Below are 15,734 nucleotides of genomic sequence, written 5' to 3' on the forward strand. Positions count from 1 at the left end.
CTGTCTTTTTCAGTTCCGGCGGCCAAAATTAGGGTAAAACAGGTAAAAGGTGCGTGCGGTTTTGTACAAACGGTCAGAAGAGCCCGGCTTTTATGCCAAGATGAAAAGCGGGAGCGCTGAGCCTGGCATCGGTGATGCCTGCACGGGAACCGGTGCCGAATGTCTGCCGCCATGATCCGCCGGCAATAACACGCAGGTAGCGGGTGATGTTCAGCTCCGCGTTGATGAATGGTTCCGCCACCGCGAACCCGCTTCTCACATGCACCTCGTCACGGCCCTTATCATACCCCGTCCGCTGCGAAACGCCGCCGCCGCCGACCAGCGCACCGGCAGACCAGTGGATCAGCCTGTCTGACTGAAACACATATTCAAATACGCCCCCCGTATACCATAAGCCCCACTGGCGGTCCGTTTGTCCGGGTACATCTATGCGGTTCGCGAGGGAATACCCCGCCGCGCCAAGCAATATCTTTTTATTGAGGAATACGCCGCCGTAACCGCCCGTCAGCACGGCGAACTTTCCGTCTACCGCGGTGATCTTTCCCTGTAATGCGCCGTATGCGCCGAGGGTGGAGGGTTTGCCCGCCCGGTTGGATAAGGATTCGATGTGTTGTGCTTTCGCAAAGTGGCTGAGCAGGAGCACTGCGCAAACCAGCATGATCTGTTTCATATAGTGTTCTTTTTGTGGTTTCTGCATATATGACGGAGAAATCTGCAGGTACCCCAAAAGGCGGACGATATTTTTTTTGAGATGAATGAACAGGCTGAACAGGCGGGTATCAAAATGAACAAAATGGTATATGGCTGTATAAGGGAGAATGGATAAATTAATGACAGTATTTCATCACCCACAATCTAATAGTTATGCAAAACGATCTGTTTACACAATTTGGCTGCCGGGAGCTGGATGCCCGGGAACTAAAAGACATTCAGGGAGGCGGTTACATCGGTGACCTGATCACGGTTGTGAAAGCCGGTTACTTCCTCACAAAGGGATTTGCAGTGAATGTGCCGCTGGCAGGGCCACTGGCCGTATCACTGTTAACAGCGTTCGTTGATCCGGTGGTAAACGCCGCCTGACGAATAGGGATTGCAGGGAGAGGGGCTGACCATTAATTTTTGGTCAGCCCCTCTTATTATATTTTACAGGTAAGTTAACCCCACGGGATGTTCCTTTTCCAACGCGGCCAGCAGCGAATTGAAATCCTCATCACTATGCAGGAAATCCGTTTTGGTTGTATCTACCACCAGGGTGCGCACCGGATGTTGCCGGATGAACTGCATGTACATCTCATGCACCTTATGCAGGTATGCGTCCGGTATCTGCTGTTCATAGGCGCGGTTCCGTTTTTTGATGTTCTGCTGGAGGCGGTCCACCGGCGCGTTGAGGAAGATGAGGATGTCCGGCTGCGCCAGTTGCGGGTTGATGATGTCGAACAGCTTCTGGTAAAGGGCGAATTCATCCGCTTGGAGGTTCATCTTGGCGAACAGCAGGCTTTTGATGAAGAGGTAATCGCTGACGGTATATTGGGCGAAGAGGTCGCGGGTAGCGAGCATTTCCTTCAGCTGTTTGTAACGTTCGGCCATGAAAAAAAGCTCCAGCGGAAAGGCGTATTGCTCCGGCTGTGCGTAGAATTTGGGCAGGAAGGGGTTGTCGGCGAAGCCTTCCAGTATCAGGCGGGCTTTCAGATGCTCCGAGAGCCGCGTGGCGAGGGTAGTCTTTCCCGCGCCGATATTGCCTTCTATGGTAATGAAGCGGTATAACATGATTAGTGGGCTGCGGCCGCGAATTTATGCACGGGCAGGGGATCCGGACAAGCGTCCAGCAACTGGTTAACAGTGAGTTGCAGGATGGGGTGCATCCAGTCCGGCGCGATCTCATTCAGCGGCGCCAGCACAAAACGGCGGTGCTGCATCCGGGGATGCGGTACTTTTAGCTGTGGCAGGGTAATGACCTCCTGGTTAAAGAAGATCAGGTCGATGTCGATCACCCGGGCGCCCCATTTCTGACGGCGTACCCGCCCGATCTCTTTTTCCACGTTCAGCAATATTTCCAGCAGTGCGGGCGCGCTCAGTTCCGTTTCCAGCCGGAGGGCCTGGTTCAGGTAATCCGGTTGCTGCACGTCCCCCCAGGGAGCCGTTTCATACAATGCGGATTCCGCCGTGATGCGCCCTGTGCGCGCGGCAATGAGCAAAGCCGCCTGCTGCAGGTACTTTGGCCTGTCCCCGATATTGCCACCTATAAGTAATATTGCTGTATTCATGTATTTTGACGGCCCAAAAGTAGCCATATTCCTTATTTTTGGAAAAATTATTCGTTTTTGGGCAAATGGCCGGGGTTCCTTAAAACAGCTTTTCATCCACCGGCCGTTACCCGGATAATAAACTAATCAAATAACATGCGCAGTTTTCTCAAGTTTTTCTTCGCTTCCTTTGTGGCCCTCATTGTTTTCTCCATTATCGGCTTCTTTTTCATGCTGATGATGATCGGCCGGTTGGCCACTGCCGAAAAAGTGGTGATCGGCGCCAACGGCGTGCTGGTGGTGGATATCAGCCAGTCATTCAATGAACAGCGCATCAACGACCCGTTCAGAAGCTATTACAGCGATGAACCCGGCCAGGTGCCCGGTCTGTACGACGCCGTACGCCTGATCAAAAAAGCAGCTAACGACGATAATATCAAAGGCATCTACCTGAAAACGGACGGTAACGGCAACGGCTATGCGTCCAGCGAAGAGCTGTATAAAGCGGTCATCGAATTCAGAAAGAGCAAGAAATTCGTATATGCATATGCGGAAGTAATGCCGCAAAGCGCCTACGGCATTGCCGTAGCGGCGGATAAAGTGTACCTGAACCCCAAAGGCGCGGTGGACTTTTCCGGCTATTCCCTCACCATGCTGTACCTGAAAGGCACCCTGGAAAAACTGGAAATACAGCCGCAGATATTCTACAACGGTAAATTCAAAAGCGCCACCGAACCGCTGCGCGAAACAAAGATGACGGAAGCGAACCGCATCCAGACCACCGCTTTTCTCAACGAACTCTACGGCAATTTTCTCCAGAAAGTATCCAGAGCCAGAGGCATCGACACCGCCACGCTGCACCAGTACGCCAACGAAGGCAGCATCCAGTTCCCGGAAGATGCGCTGCGGTACAAGCTCGTAGATGGACTGAAGTATGACGACGAAGTGATGGACGAGATCAAGCGCAGCCTCAACCTGAAAGGAGAGGAGAAAGTGAACTTCGTTTCGCTTGGCCGGTACGACAAAGCGGAAGGTTTCTCCGACGCCTCCGGCAACATCGCGCTCATCTATGCGCAGGGAGATATCGTAGGCGGCAGCAGCGAGAACGAAACAACCATCGCCAGCGAAACCTACATCAAGATCATCCGGGAAGCGCGGCAGGATAAAGATATCAAGGCCATCGTGTTCCGCGTGAACTCACCCGGCGGCAGTGCGCTGGCTTCCGAAGGCATCTGGCGCGAACTCTCACTGGCGCGCAGAAGCAAGCCGGTGATCGTATCGATGGGCGACTATGCTGCATCCGGCGGTTACTATATTTCCTGCATGGCGGATTCTATTTATGCGGAACCTACCACATTGACCGGCTCCATCGGCGTATTTGCCGTATTGCCGAACATGCAGGGCTTCTTCAACAACAAACTCGGCGTTACGTTCGACAATGTGAAAACCGCACAGTACGCAGACCTCGGCGGCACCCATCGCCCGCTTACAGAAAAAGAAAAAGTGATCATCCAGCGGTCGGTAGACAGCATCTACGTTACCTTCAAAGACCGTGTAGTGGCCGGCCGCAAGCTGAGCGCCGAAGTGGTGGACAGCATTTCACAGGGCCGGGTATGGACGGGATTACAGGCACAGAAGCTTGGCCTGGTAGACCGCCTCGGCGGCATCTCCGACGCCCTTGCCTGCGCGGCGCGCATGGCCAATCTGCCTGAAACTAACGTTGTCGCCTACCCGAAACCGGTGAATCCCTACGAAAAGCTGCTCCGCAATCTCGGTGGCGAGATCCGCACCAGCATGGTAAAGGAAGAGCTGGGCGAACAATATCATTTCTACCAGGTGCTGAAAGGATTGAAACGTATCACCGGCGGTGTACAGGCCAAACTGCCCTGCGATTTTATCATCCAGTAATGAACGTACTGAAACCACCCGCATAAAAACAATGAGCATTATCCGCCTATGAAGCATCTTTTCCTGCCCGCGTTATTCGTGATGTCTGCCGCCTGCCAGCAGCCGGCTACTCCGCAGGTACAGCAACTTTCCGGGGACTCCCTGCCGCCGGAGCCGGTTAAAAGCAATGTGCAGGTGGTGCTGACGGAACTGGATACCATTACCATCGGCGGGCAATTATATGACATTGAAGACGCCAGCCAGGAAGAGTTTGATGCGATTCCCGGTATGCTGGCGGACACCAGTGAAACACGCACGATCGCGAAAGCGGAAGGACTGGTGGAACGCCGCGGCGATTCGCTGGTTTTCAGGCTGGACAACGGGCAGGAAAAAACGCTGGTGAACAATCTTTCCGATAATGATGATTATGCGGAATACCATTATCAGGGCTACATCCCCCAACTGCGGCACTGGGTCGTATACAACGGCGGCTACGAATGGTTCTCTTACGATCTCGTCAGCAAATCCGACGGCAAAATGCTAAGCACCATCGGCATCCCGCAGCTGTCGCCGGACGGAAAACATTTCATTTGCAGCAATTCAGACCTGATCGCGGGATTTACCGAAAACGGGTTTGAGCTGTACGAATACCGGCAGGGGAAGATATTCCTCGTGCAAAGCAGGCAGCTGAACAAATGGGGGCCTGTGGCCATCAAGTGGAAGCATGCCGGTCAGCTGTTGGCCAATATGATCATTGTTAACCAGGATATGGAAGAAAGCACCCGCTATGTAAGGCTAACGCCAAGGTAAGAAGCATACCGTCAACCTCCATGCTGCGTCATCTGCTGACACCTGTCAACCTTCATCCGTATATACCGGATCACGCTCATCGCTCGTCATGCGGATCACCTGGTTGTGATTCTCGTCCACGATCTGCTGCGCCTGCAAACGCAGACGGCGCAGTCCGTCCGCCAGCGCTTCCATGCTTTTTTCCGCTGCCGCCGCAATCTCGTTGTGCTGGCGGATCACCATCGTAAGCCGTTTGATGTGCTCGTTCACCACATTACAAATGATCTGTGAGGCGCTGAAAGCTTCAAATTCCTGCAGGGAAGCAAGAATGCTGTCATAACAGGTACACATCTTCTCCAGCGCATTGTTCTCCATCGAGCCGTTGGAAGTTTGTTGTTCGCTCATACCAGTTCAGATTTTGCAGTTGCGCCGTTTGGGACGGCAAATTGGTTGATCTTATGCCCGCAACATAAATAAATCCATCAAATCCACTGATTTTTAATTTGTTAATCACCGGTTAAAAACTTTTTATAAAACAAGGGTAACAAAACTTCCCGCATGTTGATATTCCTTCAAACACACAACCCTTCATTAAAACGAATATCTCATGAAAACGACCAAATTATTTGTAACAATGATAGCCGCCGCATCCTGCTTTTACGCCTGTAAAAAGAACGATGCGCCGCCGCCGGAAGATCAGATCAAAAATACCCGCGACTTCATTGAAAAAGCCGGGCCGCAGATACAGTCGTTCACCTTCTCAACGGCCGATCTCCCCAAAACCGTTACATTGAAAGGCGGCGTGAAGATCACTTTCCCCGCCGGCGCTTTTCAGCAAAACGGCGAAGCGGTAACGGGCAATGTAACGGTGGAAGCGATCGAGTTGCTGAAACGCAGCCAGCTGGTAATGGCAGGCGTGAATACGAACCACATCTCCGGCATGCCCTTGCAATCAGACGGCTCGCTGTTCCTGGATGTTAAAAGCGGCGGTCAGAGCGTGGACGCGGAACTGAAAGTGCCGGTGCGCATTGAAATGCCTACGGACCGCGATGGCTTCACGCAGTTGTGGATAGGCGCGGATACCGTGCAGGGCAACCAGTTTGCATGGCAGAACCCCCGCCAGGGCGCGCAAAGAGAAGTGAAAGTGGACAATTTCGTTTTTGCTTTCGACTTCGGTGAGCTGGGCTGGGTGAACTGCGATATTTTCTGGAACATGAGCAATCCCAAAACCACCATGAAAGTGAGCGTGCCCAACAATCCCGGTACCATGGCCAATTTCCGCGCGATGGAAGGCGAAACCTATGTGTTCTTCATCGCAAAAGGCGATAACGTGGTGGCGCAGCTGTACACGCCCGATGGTGAGAACCAGGTGAAGAGCTACGACAATGCCATGCCCGTAGGCGCGGAAGGACGGCTCATTTCTTTCTCCATCAAAGACGGCAAATATTATTTCGCTAAAAAAGATATTACTATCACTGAAAACCAGGTGGAAGCGCTGACCCTCGCTGAAACCACGGAGAGCGCTGTACAGACAGAGATCACCGCGCTCGACGGCTTTTAAGTTTCTCTCCCCCAGAACATGGATAGAAAGCCTCCCGGCCACAGCGCCGCGGGGGCTTTTCCTGTTACGCCGGAATTCGTAGTTGTTTATTTGCGTCGGAATGCTAGTTTTACACCCTTTAAGACAGACGTATGGCAGTTAAGTATAATCAGTGGAAAGCAATGTGGGCGATCACGAAGGCGAGCATCCGCGGTATGTTCCGCAGTCCTTCCGCCGTGGTGTTCAGTTTCGCTTTCCCGCTGGTGTTCATACTCGTGTTCGGCTTCATCGGCGGGAGGGGAGTTTCAGCGAAAATAGGCATCGATACAGGTTCTGATACGCTCAATCCTGTTTACAAGGCCCTGAAGAACAGCGGCAACATCCGCATCGCCAATGGGCTTTCGCAGGTGGAAATGGAGGATGAGCTGCGCAAGGGCCGTTTGACGGCGATCGTGAAGATCGATACGGTGGATGCGGTGTCCAAATATGATGTGCATGTGAAAACGTCTTCCGCCAGCGGTGAAAGCGCCGGCATTCTGTTCAACGTGCTGTATAGTGGCATCAATCAGCTGGACGACGTGCAGTTTCCACGTCCCTCCGTTGCCAGGGTGCTGCCCGAAGTGGTGCCGGGGCGGGAGTATAAGGCGATCGATTTTATTTTACCGGGACAACTGGGCTTTTCCCTGCTCAGCGCCGCCGTTTTCGGCACGGCCTTCCTCTTCTTCAGCCTGCGGCAGACCCTGGTGCTGAAGCGCTTTTTCGCCACACCCGTGAGCCGCATGTACATCATCCTGGGAGAAGCCATCAGCCGCCTGCTGTTCCAGTCCATCGGCGCGGTGATCATCATCGGGGTAGGGTATTTCCTGTTCGGCTTCACGCTGGTGAACGGATTTATGACCTTCCTGGAAATGTGGCTGCTTTGCCTGTTCGGGCTGATCATATTCATGGGATTCGGATTTGTGGTGAGCGGGATCGCGAAAACAGAAAGCACGATCCCGCCGCTTGCCAATATTGTCACCCTGCCGCAGTTCCTGCTGGCGGGCACTTTCTTCTCTATCGACGTATTTCCCGCCTGGTTGCAGCCCATATGCCGGGTAATGCCGCTGACCTACCTGAACGACGCGCTCCGGAAAATAGCCTTCGAAGGGCTGCATATCTGGAACGTATGGCCGCAGCTGCTGATCATGATCGCCTGGGGAGTGGTGGTGTACGGCGTGGCCATCAGGGTTTTCCGCTGGGAATAAATGCTGGAAAATTCAGGGAATAGGCGTATCTTTTATGTCCTCTTAAACTATTCCTTATGCAACAAGCCATGTTCATCATCTTAGGGGCTTTGGCAGTGTTGGTGTTGGGTCTGTTTATCATCTCCCTCTTTTTGCCATCGCGCGTTCATGTAGAGCGCAGCCTGCTCATACGAGCCCCTGCCGCACGGATCTTCATGCTGGTAAATGCCTTGCGCAACTGGCCGCAGTGGTCGCCATGGCACAGCAAAGACCCGCAAATGAAAGTGGAATTTTCAGAGAAGGATACGGGCAAGGGCGCCTGGTACCGGTGGAGAAGCCGCCGGCGCAAGGTGGGAAAGGGCAGTCTTGTTATCATCGAATCCCGCACGAACGAATATATCGCGAATGAAATGAACCTCATGCAGCAGCGGGTTTCAAGGGGCTATTTCCGGTTTGAGCCGGCAGCGGACGGTACCCGCGTGACCTGGTGCATCGATGCTGAAATGGGACAGAATCCCGTGCGCAGGTTTATGGGAAAGATGACGGATAAATGGGTGGGGAGCGATTTTGAAAAAGGATTGCATAACCTGAAAAGGGTTTGTGAAAAGATACAGGGCAGGGAAGCGGTGGTATATGAATAACCATACTGAAAGCCTGTGCCGGGAGCATAAGCGGAAACGCCGCGAAATGCATTACCTTCGCCCTTATTTCAAATATTTCCCTTTCCGCTATGCGATTGTTGAAGATGTTCCTGACCGCAGCGCTGGTTTTGATCCTGCTGGTTTTCCTGTTATCACTTCTATTTCCATCTGTGGCCCGGCTTGAAAGGTCCGGTTCCATCGATGCGCCCGTTTCCGCGGTATTCGCACAGGTCAGCGACCTGAAAACCTGGCCGGCCTGGAACCCCTGGGACCCCGCCTACCGCACCGGCGGCGCCAGCATGCAGCAATATTCCGATCCCGCCACCGGCAAAGGCGCCTGGTTCACTTGGAGCAACACCGCCGGCCGCAACGCCTCCGGAAGAGTGGAAATAGTAAGCGCCGACCCGCAGAAAGGCATCGAATACAATATGACCCATCCCGCCATGAAACCCGTAAAAGGTATCATCGAGCTGAAACCCACCACCGACGGAAAAGGCACCGCCATCCTCTGGAGGCTGGAAGCAAAAGTAGGCATGACGCCCTGGTGGAAGCTTCGGGGATTTCTGATGGACCGCATGTTCGGGGAATCGATGGAAGAAGGTTTGAACAAATTGAAAACTCTTTCAGAGAATTACTGATTTTGTTACAAGTGGTACAGTAATTGTGAAGAGAACGGCGTAATTTCCCTTTTCAATCAAACAAATCAAATCCTATTTTATGAAACGCATGTTAATGGGCCTGGCCCTCATCTTTGCAACGAGCGCTGTATTCGCACAGCAAAATCCTCCCAAAAGCCCGCGTGTGACTGCGGAAGGAGAAAATGTTGAAGTAGCCTATGGCCAGCCTTCCAAAAGAGGCCGCGTGATCTTCCCTGATCTGGAAGCCTATGGCAAAGTATGGCGCACCGGGGCTAACAAGTCAACCGATATCACCTTCAAGAAAGACGCCACCTTCGGCGGCAAAAAAGTGAAAGCAGGGACCTATTCTCTGTTCACCATCCCCGGCGAAAAGGAATGGACCGTTATTCTGAACAGCGTGACTGGTCAGCCCGGCGCATATGACTACGAAAAGAATAAGGACAAAAACGTAGCTGAAGTAAAAGTGCCCGCGGACAATAACGCTCCCGAGGCGGAAAAACTCACCTTCTCTTTCCCGAAAGGGCAGATGGTGATCCACTGGGACAAAACCCGCGTGGCAGTGCCGCTCACGTTCTAGCAGAAGCCTGAATGAATTAAAAACGGGATGCATCACACCGGTGCATCCCGTTTTTGTTTAGGCCCATTGCCGCGCATACACCTCCAGCATTTCCCCGATGCTGCCGTACACTTCGTCCAGCTGCGCATCCGTGATGCAATAAGGTGGGAGGACGTACAGCGTGTTTCCCAGCGGCCGCAGCATCACCCTTCTCTCCCGGAAAAAAGTATGCAGGAAGCCCGCCAGCTCATTCGTATAGCTGTCCGCCTGCCCCGTAACGATCTCGAAAGCGAGAATGGTGCCCAGCGAGCGTACGTTCTTCACCTCGGGATGATAGGCCAGCTCCACCGCAAATGCGCGATGCTTCGCATTGATCCGCTGCCGGTTGGCCGCGCAGGAAGGATCGAGGAAAAGGTCCAGACTCGCCAGCGCAATGGCGCAGGTCAGCGGGTTGGCCGTATAGGAATGCCCGTGGAAAAGCGTTTTCAGCTTGTCCGCCGAAAGAAAGGCATTGTAAATTTCATTGGTGCAGGTGGTTACCCCCATCGCGATCGTGCCGCCGGTAAGACCTTTGGAAAGACAGACGATGTCCGGCGGCGTAGCCACCTGGTCCATTGCGAAGTTGGTGCCGGTGCGGCCGAAGCCGGTCATGATCTCGTCCGCGATCAGCAGGATGTTCCTTTCCCGGCAATGCGCCAGTAATTCGTTCAGCAACGCGGCTTCGTACATCACCATACCACCGGAGCCCAGCACCAGCGGCTCAAAAATGAAAGCCCCCGCTTCGTCCGCGATCATATCGATCTGCGCTTTCAGCGCGTTGATATTGTCTTTGGAAGGCAGGTCGAGGAAGATCACGTCAAAGAGCAAATCATCGAACGCCCTGGTGAAAACGCTGCGCCCGCTCACGCTCATCGCCCCGAACGTATCGCCATGATACGCATCTTTGAAAGCGAGGATGCGCGATTTTGAAACGCCTTTATTCTTCCAGTACTGTATCGTCATTTTCAGCGCTACTTCCACCGCGGTGGAGCCATTGTCAGAATAGAACAGCTTCTGCTGGTCCCCCGGCAGCACCGGCAGCAGCCGTTCCGCGAGGGAAACCGCCGGCTCGTGCGTATAGCCAGCAAAAATGCAGTGATGCAGCAGCGATGCCTGCGCCGCCAGCTTTGCCGTAATATGAGGATGCGAATGGCCGTGAATATTCACCCACCAGCTGGAAGTAGCGTCTATGTAGCTGTTCCCGTTTTCATCGAACAACAGCGCGCCTTCCCCGCGTACGATGCCTATAGGCGCCGGCGCCGTCTGCATTTGTGTATACGGGTGCCAGATCACCGCCAGGTCCCGTTCACTTAAACTTTTTTGCATGGGGCAAATGTAAAGGAAGAATACAGAATATACATGCCCGCTGATAGGATATTCACCAAAATCAAAGGCAGGTCAAGTCCACCTCATCTCCACCTCACGTCCACCTGGCCCGGCCTGTTCCTTCAGTTACCATGGCCGTTTCCCGGTCTTATCCCATAGGTGTGGGGCCTGTTACGGATACCTAAGATAAAATACTATTAATGTTCCCTTGAAACTCTCGCCAGTGGCTTAATGAGCCAACCCCGAACGCCCCCGGAACGACCCCGACACCGCCAATAATTCCGCGGCTGCAACCATTTCCGTAGCTTTGCGTTGTATAATACCGGCAGGATATTTGGTCTGTCAGAGCGTCCAGGACAATTATCATTTAAAAAACCGAGATTTATATTATGGAAACGAAGCCGTTGGAAGTTGTAGACAACGAACTGGCCCGTCAGTTCGAAACCCGCGTAGACGGGCATCTCGCCAAAGTAGAGTATATGATGGGGGCAGACAGGATCTTCCTGACCCATACAGAAGTAGCCTCCGCCCTCGAAGGGAAAGGCATTGCCTCGGCCCTTGTTGAGCGGGTGCTGCAGATCGTGGACGAAAGAAAATTGAAAATGGTGCCCCTTTGCCCGTATGTAGCCACCTACCTGCGCCGCCACCCCGAATGGAAACGCCTGCTGGCGCATGGCATTAACGTATAGCAAAATCCAGCAAATATGCCGATAGACAATTTTGACGACATCCACCGCCTGCACCAGGCATGGAAGAAAGATCTTCTGTTGAGCGAAAAGGAGATCAAATCCCTCACGGAAGAGCTGACGGAACTGAGCAGCAAAGCCATGCAGCAGGAACAACTGATAAAGGTGGAACATTTCCAGAACGCGCTCATCCGGCAGAAAGAAGTGGTGAACGACCAGTTGGCGCTGATCGTGAAGGCGGACAAGATCATGTCTGAAAGCGAAGGCAGCTCCTCCACGCTCACCAGCCTGCACAGCAAGCTGCAGGAAGACATGGATACATTCGACCGCCTTTTCATTGAGCTGCGCGAAGAATTCAGGTCCTTCAAGCAACAATTGTCCTGATATATGAAGCTCACGGAAGTGCTGGATGCTATCAGGTCTTACGGTACCGCCTCTACGAAGAATACGCTCATGAAGCATGGCGCGCGGGAACCGTTGTACGGCGCCAAAGTAGCCGATCTTAAAGTGCTGCAGAAAAAGATCAAAAAAGATGTACCGCTTGCCCTCGCGCTGTTCGACAGCGGGGTGTACGATGCCCGTTACCTGGCGGCGCTGATCGCCAATGGCGCGGAGATGACCGAAGCGCAATTGCAGCATTGGGTAAATACCTCCAACAGCCCCGGCATCAGCGAATACTCGGTTCCCTGGGTAGCGTCCGAACATCCCAAAGGCTGGGAAATGGCGCTGGAATGGATCGAATCGGACAGCGAGCTGATCGCCGGCAGCGGCTGGAATACGCTCGGTGGCATTGTATCCATGAAAACAGATGAGGAGCTGGACATTCCCTCCCTGAAAAAACTGCTGAAGCGAATAGAAAAAGATATTCATACCGCTCCCAACCGCGTGCGGTATGTGATGAACGGATTTGTGATCTCCGTAGGCGCCTACGTGGATGCGCTGCATGATCTTGCGGTAGAGACAGCCCGTAAAATAGGGACCGTGTCGGTGGATATGAACGGTACCGCCTGCAAGGTGCCGGGAGCGGAAGCCTATATCGCGGCTGCCCGCAACAGGCCCGGCGGCGCGAAGAAAAAGAAGACGATCAAATGCTGAAAAAGAAAACACCCACCGGAAGATGGGCGCCTGCATTTTAATAACCAACCATTGATAACCGGCCGAACTGGTCTGTCGCCGGATTGCAATTTGAAACTCGTCCTTGAAGCGTCACAAAGGTGCGGTTTACAGCAATAAGATGATGTTAATACGTGGTATAACGTATACGCACAAACTCCTTTGATATTGTTAATTTCAAAATAGGATAACCGACCATTGCTGCCGGAACAGCGCTTCCGGTGAAAGGGGGATGATGCCTTCCTTTTCTTCCAGTATTCCCGTTGCATCATCATGGTCCGCAATGCCGCACCAGGGCTCTATGCAGACAAAATCCGCGTCTTTCGCGCTCCAGATGCCCATGTACGGAAAACCTGCGTAACGCAGCGTCAATCCATGCGGTGTTTTTTCGCTGCGCAGGCTGATAGCCGTGGACGCCAGGTTTTTGAACACCAGCGCATCTTTGTAGAACAGCTTTTTTTCCAGGGGCAATACTTTGGTGTGGTCCAGGTAGGGAGCGGGCGTGCGGGAAATTTGTCCGGATGCGGATAAAGGCCATACTTCCGCTGTTTCTGTTTCGGAAAAATGCAGGGCGTAATCTTCGTAGGTGGTGCCGTTCACCAGTGGCACTTTGAATGCGGGATGCGCGCCGATGGAAAAGTACATGGTTTCATCGCCGGTGTTCTGCACTTCGTAGCTGACGGTCAGCGAGGCGTCCTGCAGGGTGTAGCGGATGTTGAGGCTGAAGGAAAAAGGATAGTTCTTGCGCGTGGTGTCGCTGTCGCTGAGGTTCAGCGTGATCTGTTTTTCCGTGTGCTCGGTCACGGTAAATTCCATGTCCCGCGCAAAGCCGTGGCGGCCCAGCTGATAGGGGATTCCTTTGTGGAGATAGGTGTTGTTTTTCAGATTGCCCACGATCGGGAACAGCACCGGGCTTTTCTTCCCCCAGAAGGCGGGATCGCCGCTCCAGAGGTATTCCAGCTGGTTGTCTTTCCGGACAATGCTTTGCAGTTCCGCACCTTTCGTGCTGATCTTCACCTGTAAATATTCGTTTGTTATTTCCATCATACCGCAAATTTACAGTTTCAAACGAATACCCGATCGGCTGATCAATCCCGCTATTTGTATCATCAGCACGGCAAACAATAACGATTTGATAATACCCATGCCGCCGCCGAGGATCGCATGCGGAAAGTGAAAACCGGTCATGGACATGATGCCGTATGCAAAGTAGGGGATGAGGTAACAAAGCAAGGTATCCGTGCCGGCCGGCCTGATCACTTTGAACCAGTGCGCTTTCCGCCGCATGTCGCCAAGCCAGCAGGTGAACACGAATAATGCGATGGTGATAGCGCTGCAGATCAGCACCCAGCTGGGCGTAGCCCTGATCTTTGATATTTCGAACACCGGGCGCGTCAGCAGTCCCGCCGTCAGCAATATTACGCAAAGCCCCATCAATACACCCATAACGGGTTTCCACCGGCCCTGCGCGCTGTAATGCCGGAAGATCTGTGATACCACCACACCGCCCAGCACCAGTGCCGGCATGGCGCCATATTCCACCGGGCCAAGCATAACCGCCAGCCATTCCGGGTAAGCCAGCAGCTGCGCATGCGTGGCCATGCTCAGCGCGAGGCACAGCAGCCAGGCCGTAACGTTCACGCCAAAACGACGCTTGCCCAGTACGAACACCAGCGCGCTCACCAGGTAAGCCCAGCCGATCAGCCCCAGGATGCCCCACCAGTGCGTGGCGAACCGGGTAATCTCCGCGCCCTCGCCACAGCGGCAGATCCAGGCCATCACCAGCAACGTAGCAATGCCCAGGCCCCGGATGATGTTCTTTACCACCGGCGGCCATGTTTTGGGATACTGGTTCCAGATGAAGATGAAAGACAGGCAGCAGATAATATTCCAGGCGCCGCGCGGAATGCCGGTGGCGGCGGCGTTGAGGTTTTCGCCGTTGACGAGGAAAAGTCCCATTACCAGCAAAGCCACGGAACGTTCCAGCACATGCCGCAGCAATTGCGGAACAGTATCGCCTTTTTTGATACGGTTGGCAATGGCGTAAGGAATGCTCATGCCTACAATGAAAAGGAAAGCGGGGAACACCGTGTCCGCCAGGCCCATGCCGTCTTCGTCAGCGGCCGTATGCTCCAGCCAGTCCGGGATGTCGTGCAGGGACCAGAGATCGTTCACGAAGATCATCAGCAGCATGGTAAGGGCGCGGGTGATGTCTATAGCGGCAATGCGTTGCGGGGTGGTCATGCAGCGGGGATTTGATAGTGCCGTTATGCGGTTACCCCATTCTCATAAGTGAGGATCATCGGCTCGCCATCTGTCACCACAATAGTATGCTCATGCTGCGCGGTAAAGCTGCCTCTCTTGCCGGACAATGTCCAGCCGTCGCTGCCTTCGTAAGCCCAGGTGCCTTTGGTGGAGATGAATGTTTCAATGGCCACCACCGCGTTTTTCCGGAAGCGGTCGCGGTTATATTTATCGTAATAATTGGCGATGGAATGCGGCTCTTCATGAAGCCCTCTGCCGATGCCGTGGCCGGTGAGATTCTTGATAACGGAATACCCGCGTTTCCGCGCTTCCGCTTCAATGATCCCGCCCACCTGCGCGATCCGTACGCCGTCACGGATATTGGACAGGGCGATTTTCAGAATATCGCTGGATGCATTTACCAGTTGCTGATGTTGATGAATATCAGCGCCCAGCACAAAAGATCCGCCGTTGTCTGCCCAGAACCCGTCCAGCTCGGCAGACACGTCCACATTCACCAGATCCCCTTCCCGCAGAATGGTCCGCGCGGACGGAATGCCATGGGCGATCTCGTTATTCAGGCTGATGCAGGTCCATCCCGGAAAGCCGTACGTCAGCTTCGGCGCGGAACGGGCGCCAAAGCGTTCCAGCATCGTGCGGCCATGCTCGTCCAGCTCCGCCGTGCTCATACCGGGCTTCGCAAATTCACGCATGCTTTTGAGTGTCAGCGCTACAGCTTCGCTGGCTTTCTGCATGCCGAGCAGTTCAGCCTGTGATGTGATGGACATAAGCGTTCGTTTAAATTTACC

Annotated in this window: 19 protein-coding genes; 11 read left to right on the forward strand and 8 right to left on the reverse strand. The window is 53.6% G+C overall.

Annotated elements, in window-relative coordinates; translation table 11 throughout:
- Positions 1 to 73 precede the first annotated feature (73 nt).
- Positions 74 to 670: a hypothetical protein gene (locus CCY01nite_RS21210; protein ID WP_146865981.1), complete on the reverse strand. Its 597-nt coding sequence runs from the start codon at positions 668 to 670 to the stop codon at positions 74 to 76.
- Positions 671 to 864: 194 nt separating this feature from the next.
- Between CCY01nite_RS21210 and CCY01nite_RS21215 the strand changes: the two genes are divergently transcribed.
- A complete protein-coding gene (locus CCY01nite_RS21215; protein WP_146865983.1) occupies positions 865 to 1,080 on the forward strand; it encodes a hypothetical protein in 216 nt (71 codons plus the stop codon).
- Between the two features lie 63 nt (positions 1,081 to 1,143).
- Here CCY01nite_RS21215 and CCY01nite_RS21220 read toward each other — a convergent pair whose 3' ends face one another.
- The gene (locus CCY01nite_RS21220) at positions 1,144 to 1,767 is read right to left on the reverse strand and encodes a deoxynucleoside kinase (RefSeq protein ID WP_146865985.1); all 624 of its coding nucleotides are present in this window, start codon (positions 1,765 to 1,767) and stop codon (positions 1,144 to 1,146) included.
- Positions 1,768 to 1,769: 2 nt separating this feature from the next.
- On the reverse strand, positions 1,770 to 2,264 hold the full coding sequence (folK, locus tag CCY01nite_RS21225; RefSeq protein WP_146865987.1) for a 2-amino-4-hydroxy-6-hydroxymethyldihydropteridine diphosphokinase: 495 nt from the start codon (positions 2,262 to 2,264) through the stop codon (positions 1,770 to 1,772).
- Positions 2,265 to 2,399: 135 nt separating this feature from the next.
- On the opposite strand from folK, the gene sppA reads away from it, so the two are divergent.
- Together sppA and CCY01nite_RS21235 are read left to right on the forward strand one after the other, a co-directional pair.
- The gene (gene sppA / locus CCY01nite_RS21230) at positions 2,400 to 4,151 is read left to right on the forward strand and encodes a signal peptide peptidase SppA (RefSeq protein WP_146865989.1); all 1,752 of its coding nucleotides are present in this window, start codon (positions 2,400 to 2,402) and stop codon (positions 4,149 to 4,151) included.
- Between the two features lie 48 nt (positions 4,152 to 4,199).
- A complete protein-coding gene (locus tag CCY01nite_RS21235; RefSeq protein WP_146865991.1) occupies positions 4,200 to 4,940 on the forward strand; it encodes a hypothetical protein in 741 nt (246 codons plus the stop codon).
- Positions 4,941 to 4,985: 45 nt separating this feature from the next.
- Here CCY01nite_RS21235 and CCY01nite_RS21240 read toward each other — a convergent pair whose 3' ends face one another.
- Positions 4,986 to 5,324, reverse strand: a complete 339-nt coding sequence (locus CCY01nite_RS21240; RefSeq protein WP_146865993.1) for a hypothetical protein — start codon at positions 5,322 to 5,324, stop codon at positions 4,986 to 4,988.
- A 202-nt stretch (positions 5,325 to 5,526) separates the two neighbouring features.
- On the opposite strand from CCY01nite_RS21240, the gene CCY01nite_RS21245 reads away from it, so the two are divergent.
- From CCY01nite_RS21245 to CCY01nite_RS21265, 5 genes are all read left to right on the forward strand, one after another.
- Positions 5,527 to 6,480: a hypothetical protein gene (locus CCY01nite_RS21245; protein ID WP_146865995.1), complete on the forward strand. Its 954-nt coding sequence runs from the start codon at positions 5,527 to 5,529 to the stop codon at positions 6,478 to 6,480.
- A gap of 131 nt (positions 6,481 to 6,611) precedes the next feature.
- Positions 6,612 to 7,703, forward strand: a complete 1,092-nt coding sequence (locus tag CCY01nite_RS21250; RefSeq protein WP_146865997.1) for an ABC transporter permease — start codon at positions 6,612 to 6,614, stop codon at positions 7,701 to 7,703.
- 56 nt (positions 7,704 to 7,759) lie between these two features.
- Positions 7,760 to 8,323 (forward strand): SRPBCC family protein, encoded by a 564-nt coding sequence (locus tag CCY01nite_RS21255; RefSeq protein WP_146865999.1) that lies wholly within the window; start codon positions 7,760 to 7,762, stop codon positions 8,321 to 8,323.
- Between the two features lie 89 nt (positions 8,324 to 8,412).
- Complete coding sequence (locus CCY01nite_RS21260) at positions 8,413 to 8,961, forward strand: SRPBCC family protein (RefSeq protein WP_146866001.1); 549 nt, start codon at positions 8,413 to 8,415, stop codon at positions 8,959 to 8,961.
- Positions 8,962 to 9,040: 79 nt separating this feature from the next.
- Positions 9,041 to 9,538 (forward strand): DUF2911 domain-containing protein, encoded by a 498-nt coding sequence (locus CCY01nite_RS21265; protein WP_146866003.1) that lies wholly within the window; start codon positions 9,041 to 9,043, stop codon positions 9,536 to 9,538.
- A gap of 57 nt (positions 9,539 to 9,595) precedes the next feature.
- Here the strand turns inward: CCY01nite_RS21265 and bioA are convergent, their stop codons facing one another.
- The gene (bioA, locus tag CCY01nite_RS21270; RefSeq protein ID WP_146866005.1) at positions 9,596 to 10,882 is read right to left on the reverse strand and encodes an adenosylmethionine--8-amino-7-oxononanoate transaminase; all 1,287 of its coding nucleotides are present in this window, start codon (positions 10,880 to 10,882) and stop codon (positions 9,596 to 9,598) included.
- Positions 10,883 to 11,271: 389 nt separating this feature from the next.
- Between bioA and CCY01nite_RS21275 the strand changes: the two genes are divergently transcribed.
- From CCY01nite_RS21275 to CCY01nite_RS21285, 3 genes are read left to right on the forward strand one after another with little or no spacing between them, the layout of a single operon-like run.
- Positions 11,272 to 11,571, forward strand: a complete 300-nt coding sequence (locus CCY01nite_RS21275) for a GNAT family N-acetyltransferase (protein WP_146866007.1) — start codon at positions 11,272 to 11,274, stop codon at positions 11,569 to 11,571.
- A gap of 15 nt (positions 11,572 to 11,586) precedes the next feature.
- A complete protein-coding gene (locus tag CCY01nite_RS21280) occupies positions 11,587 to 11,952 on the forward strand; it encodes a hypothetical protein (RefSeq protein ID WP_146866009.1) in 366 nt (121 codons plus the stop codon).
- A gap of 3 nt (positions 11,953 to 11,955) precedes the next feature.
- Positions 11,956 to 12,663: a DNA alkylation repair protein gene (locus CCY01nite_RS21285; protein ID WP_146866011.1), complete on the forward strand. Its 708-nt coding sequence runs from the start codon at positions 11,956 to 11,958 to the stop codon at positions 12,661 to 12,663.
- A gap of 195 nt (positions 12,664 to 12,858) precedes the next feature.
- On the opposite strand, the gene CCY01nite_RS21290 is transcribed toward CCY01nite_RS21285, so the two are convergent.
- From CCY01nite_RS21290 to map, 3 genes are read right to left on the reverse strand one after another with little or no spacing between them, the layout of a single operon-like run.
- Complete coding sequence (locus tag CCY01nite_RS21290; protein ID WP_146866013.1) at positions 12,859 to 13,728, reverse strand: aldose 1-epimerase family protein; 870 nt, start codon at positions 13,726 to 13,728, stop codon at positions 12,859 to 12,861.
- A gap of 9 nt (positions 13,729 to 13,737) precedes the next feature.
- Positions 13,738 to 14,925 (reverse strand): heparan-alpha-glucosaminide N-acetyltransferase domain-containing protein, encoded by a 1,188-nt coding sequence (locus CCY01nite_RS21295; RefSeq protein ID WP_146866015.1) that lies wholly within the window; start codon positions 14,923 to 14,925, stop codon positions 13,738 to 13,740.
- A gap of 23 nt (positions 14,926 to 14,948) precedes the next feature.
- Entirely contained in the window at positions 14,949 to 15,713 is a 765-nt protein-coding gene (gene map / locus CCY01nite_RS21300; protein ID WP_146866017.1) for a type I methionyl aminopeptidase, read from the reverse strand.
- Positions 15,714 to 15,734: the final 21 nt, after the last annotated feature.

Source organism: Chitinophaga cymbidii (assembly GCF_007992715.1).
In the GTDB taxonomy this organism is placed as follows: Bacteria; Bacteroidota; Bacteroidia; order Chitinophagales; family Chitinophagaceae; genus Chitinophaga; species Chitinophaga cymbidii.

What these genes read in the sequence shown, in the direction of transcription:
- CCY01nite_RS21210 (WP_146865981.1), bottom strand. Translation starts at nt 670, where the DNA reads ATGAAACAGATCATGCTGGTTTGCGCAGTGCTCCTGCTCAGCCACTTT.
- CCY01nite_RS21215 (WP_146865983.1), top strand. Translation starts at nt 865, where the DNA reads ATGCAAAACGATCTGTTTACACAATTTGGCTGCCGGGAGCTGGATGCC.
- CCY01nite_RS21220 (WP_146865985.1), bottom strand. Translation starts at nt 1,767, where the DNA reads ATGTTATACCGCTTCATTACCATAGAAGGCAATATCGGCGCGGGAAAG.
- folK (WP_146865987.1), bottom strand. Translation starts at nt 2,264, where the DNA reads ATGAATACAGCAATATTACTTATAGGTGGCAATATCGGGGACAGGCCA.
- sppA (WP_146865989.1), top strand. Translation starts at nt 2,400, where the DNA reads ATGCGCAGTTTTCTCAAGTTTTTCTTCGCTTCCTTTGTGGCCCTCATT.
- CCY01nite_RS21235 (WP_146865991.1), top strand. Translation starts at nt 4,200, where the DNA reads ATGAAGCATCTTTTCCTGCCCGCGTTATTCGTGATGTCTGCCGCCTGC.
- CCY01nite_RS21240 (WP_146865993.1), bottom strand. Translation starts at nt 5,324, where the DNA reads ATGAGCGAACAACAAACTTCCAACGGCTCGATGGAGAACAATGCGCTG.
- CCY01nite_RS21245 (WP_146865995.1), top strand. Translation starts at nt 5,527, where the DNA reads ATGAAAACGACCAAATTATTTGTAACAATGATAGCCGCCGCATCCTGC.
- CCY01nite_RS21250 (WP_146865997.1), top strand. Translation starts at nt 6,612, where the DNA reads ATGGCAGTTAAGTATAATCAGTGGAAAGCAATGTGGGCGATCACGAAG.
- CCY01nite_RS21255 (WP_146865999.1), top strand. Translation starts at nt 7,760, where the DNA reads ATGCAACAAGCCATGTTCATCATCTTAGGGGCTTTGGCAGTGTTGGTG.
- CCY01nite_RS21260 (WP_146866001.1), top strand. Translation starts at nt 8,413, where the DNA reads ATGCGATTGTTGAAGATGTTCCTGACCGCAGCGCTGGTTTTGATCCTG.
- CCY01nite_RS21265 (WP_146866003.1), top strand. Translation starts at nt 9,041, where the DNA reads ATGAAACGCATGTTAATGGGCCTGGCCCTCATCTTTGCAACGAGCGCT.
- bioA (WP_146866005.1), bottom strand. Translation starts at nt 10,882, where the DNA reads ATGCAAAAAAGTTTAAGTGAACGGGACCTGGCGGTGATCTGGCACCCG.
- CCY01nite_RS21275 (WP_146866007.1), top strand. Translation starts at nt 11,272, where the DNA reads ATGGAAACGAAGCCGTTGGAAGTTGTAGACAACGAACTGGCCCGTCAG.
- CCY01nite_RS21280 (WP_146866009.1), top strand. Translation starts at nt 11,587, where the DNA reads ATGCCGATAGACAATTTTGACGACATCCACCGCCTGCACCAGGCATGG.
- CCY01nite_RS21285 (WP_146866011.1), top strand. Translation starts at nt 11,956, where the DNA reads ATGAAGCTCACGGAAGTGCTGGATGCTATCAGGTCTTACGGTACCGCC.
- CCY01nite_RS21290 (WP_146866013.1), bottom strand. Translation starts at nt 13,728, where the DNA reads ATGATGGAAATAACAAACGAATATTTACAGGTGAAGATCAGCACGAAA.
- CCY01nite_RS21295 (WP_146866015.1), bottom strand. Translation starts at nt 14,925, where the DNA reads ATGACCACCCCGCAACGCATTGCCGCTATAGACATCACCCGCGCCCTT.
- map (WP_146866017.1), bottom strand. Translation starts at nt 15,713, where the DNA reads ATGTCCATCACATCACAGGCTGAACTGCTCGGCATGCAGAAAGCCAGC.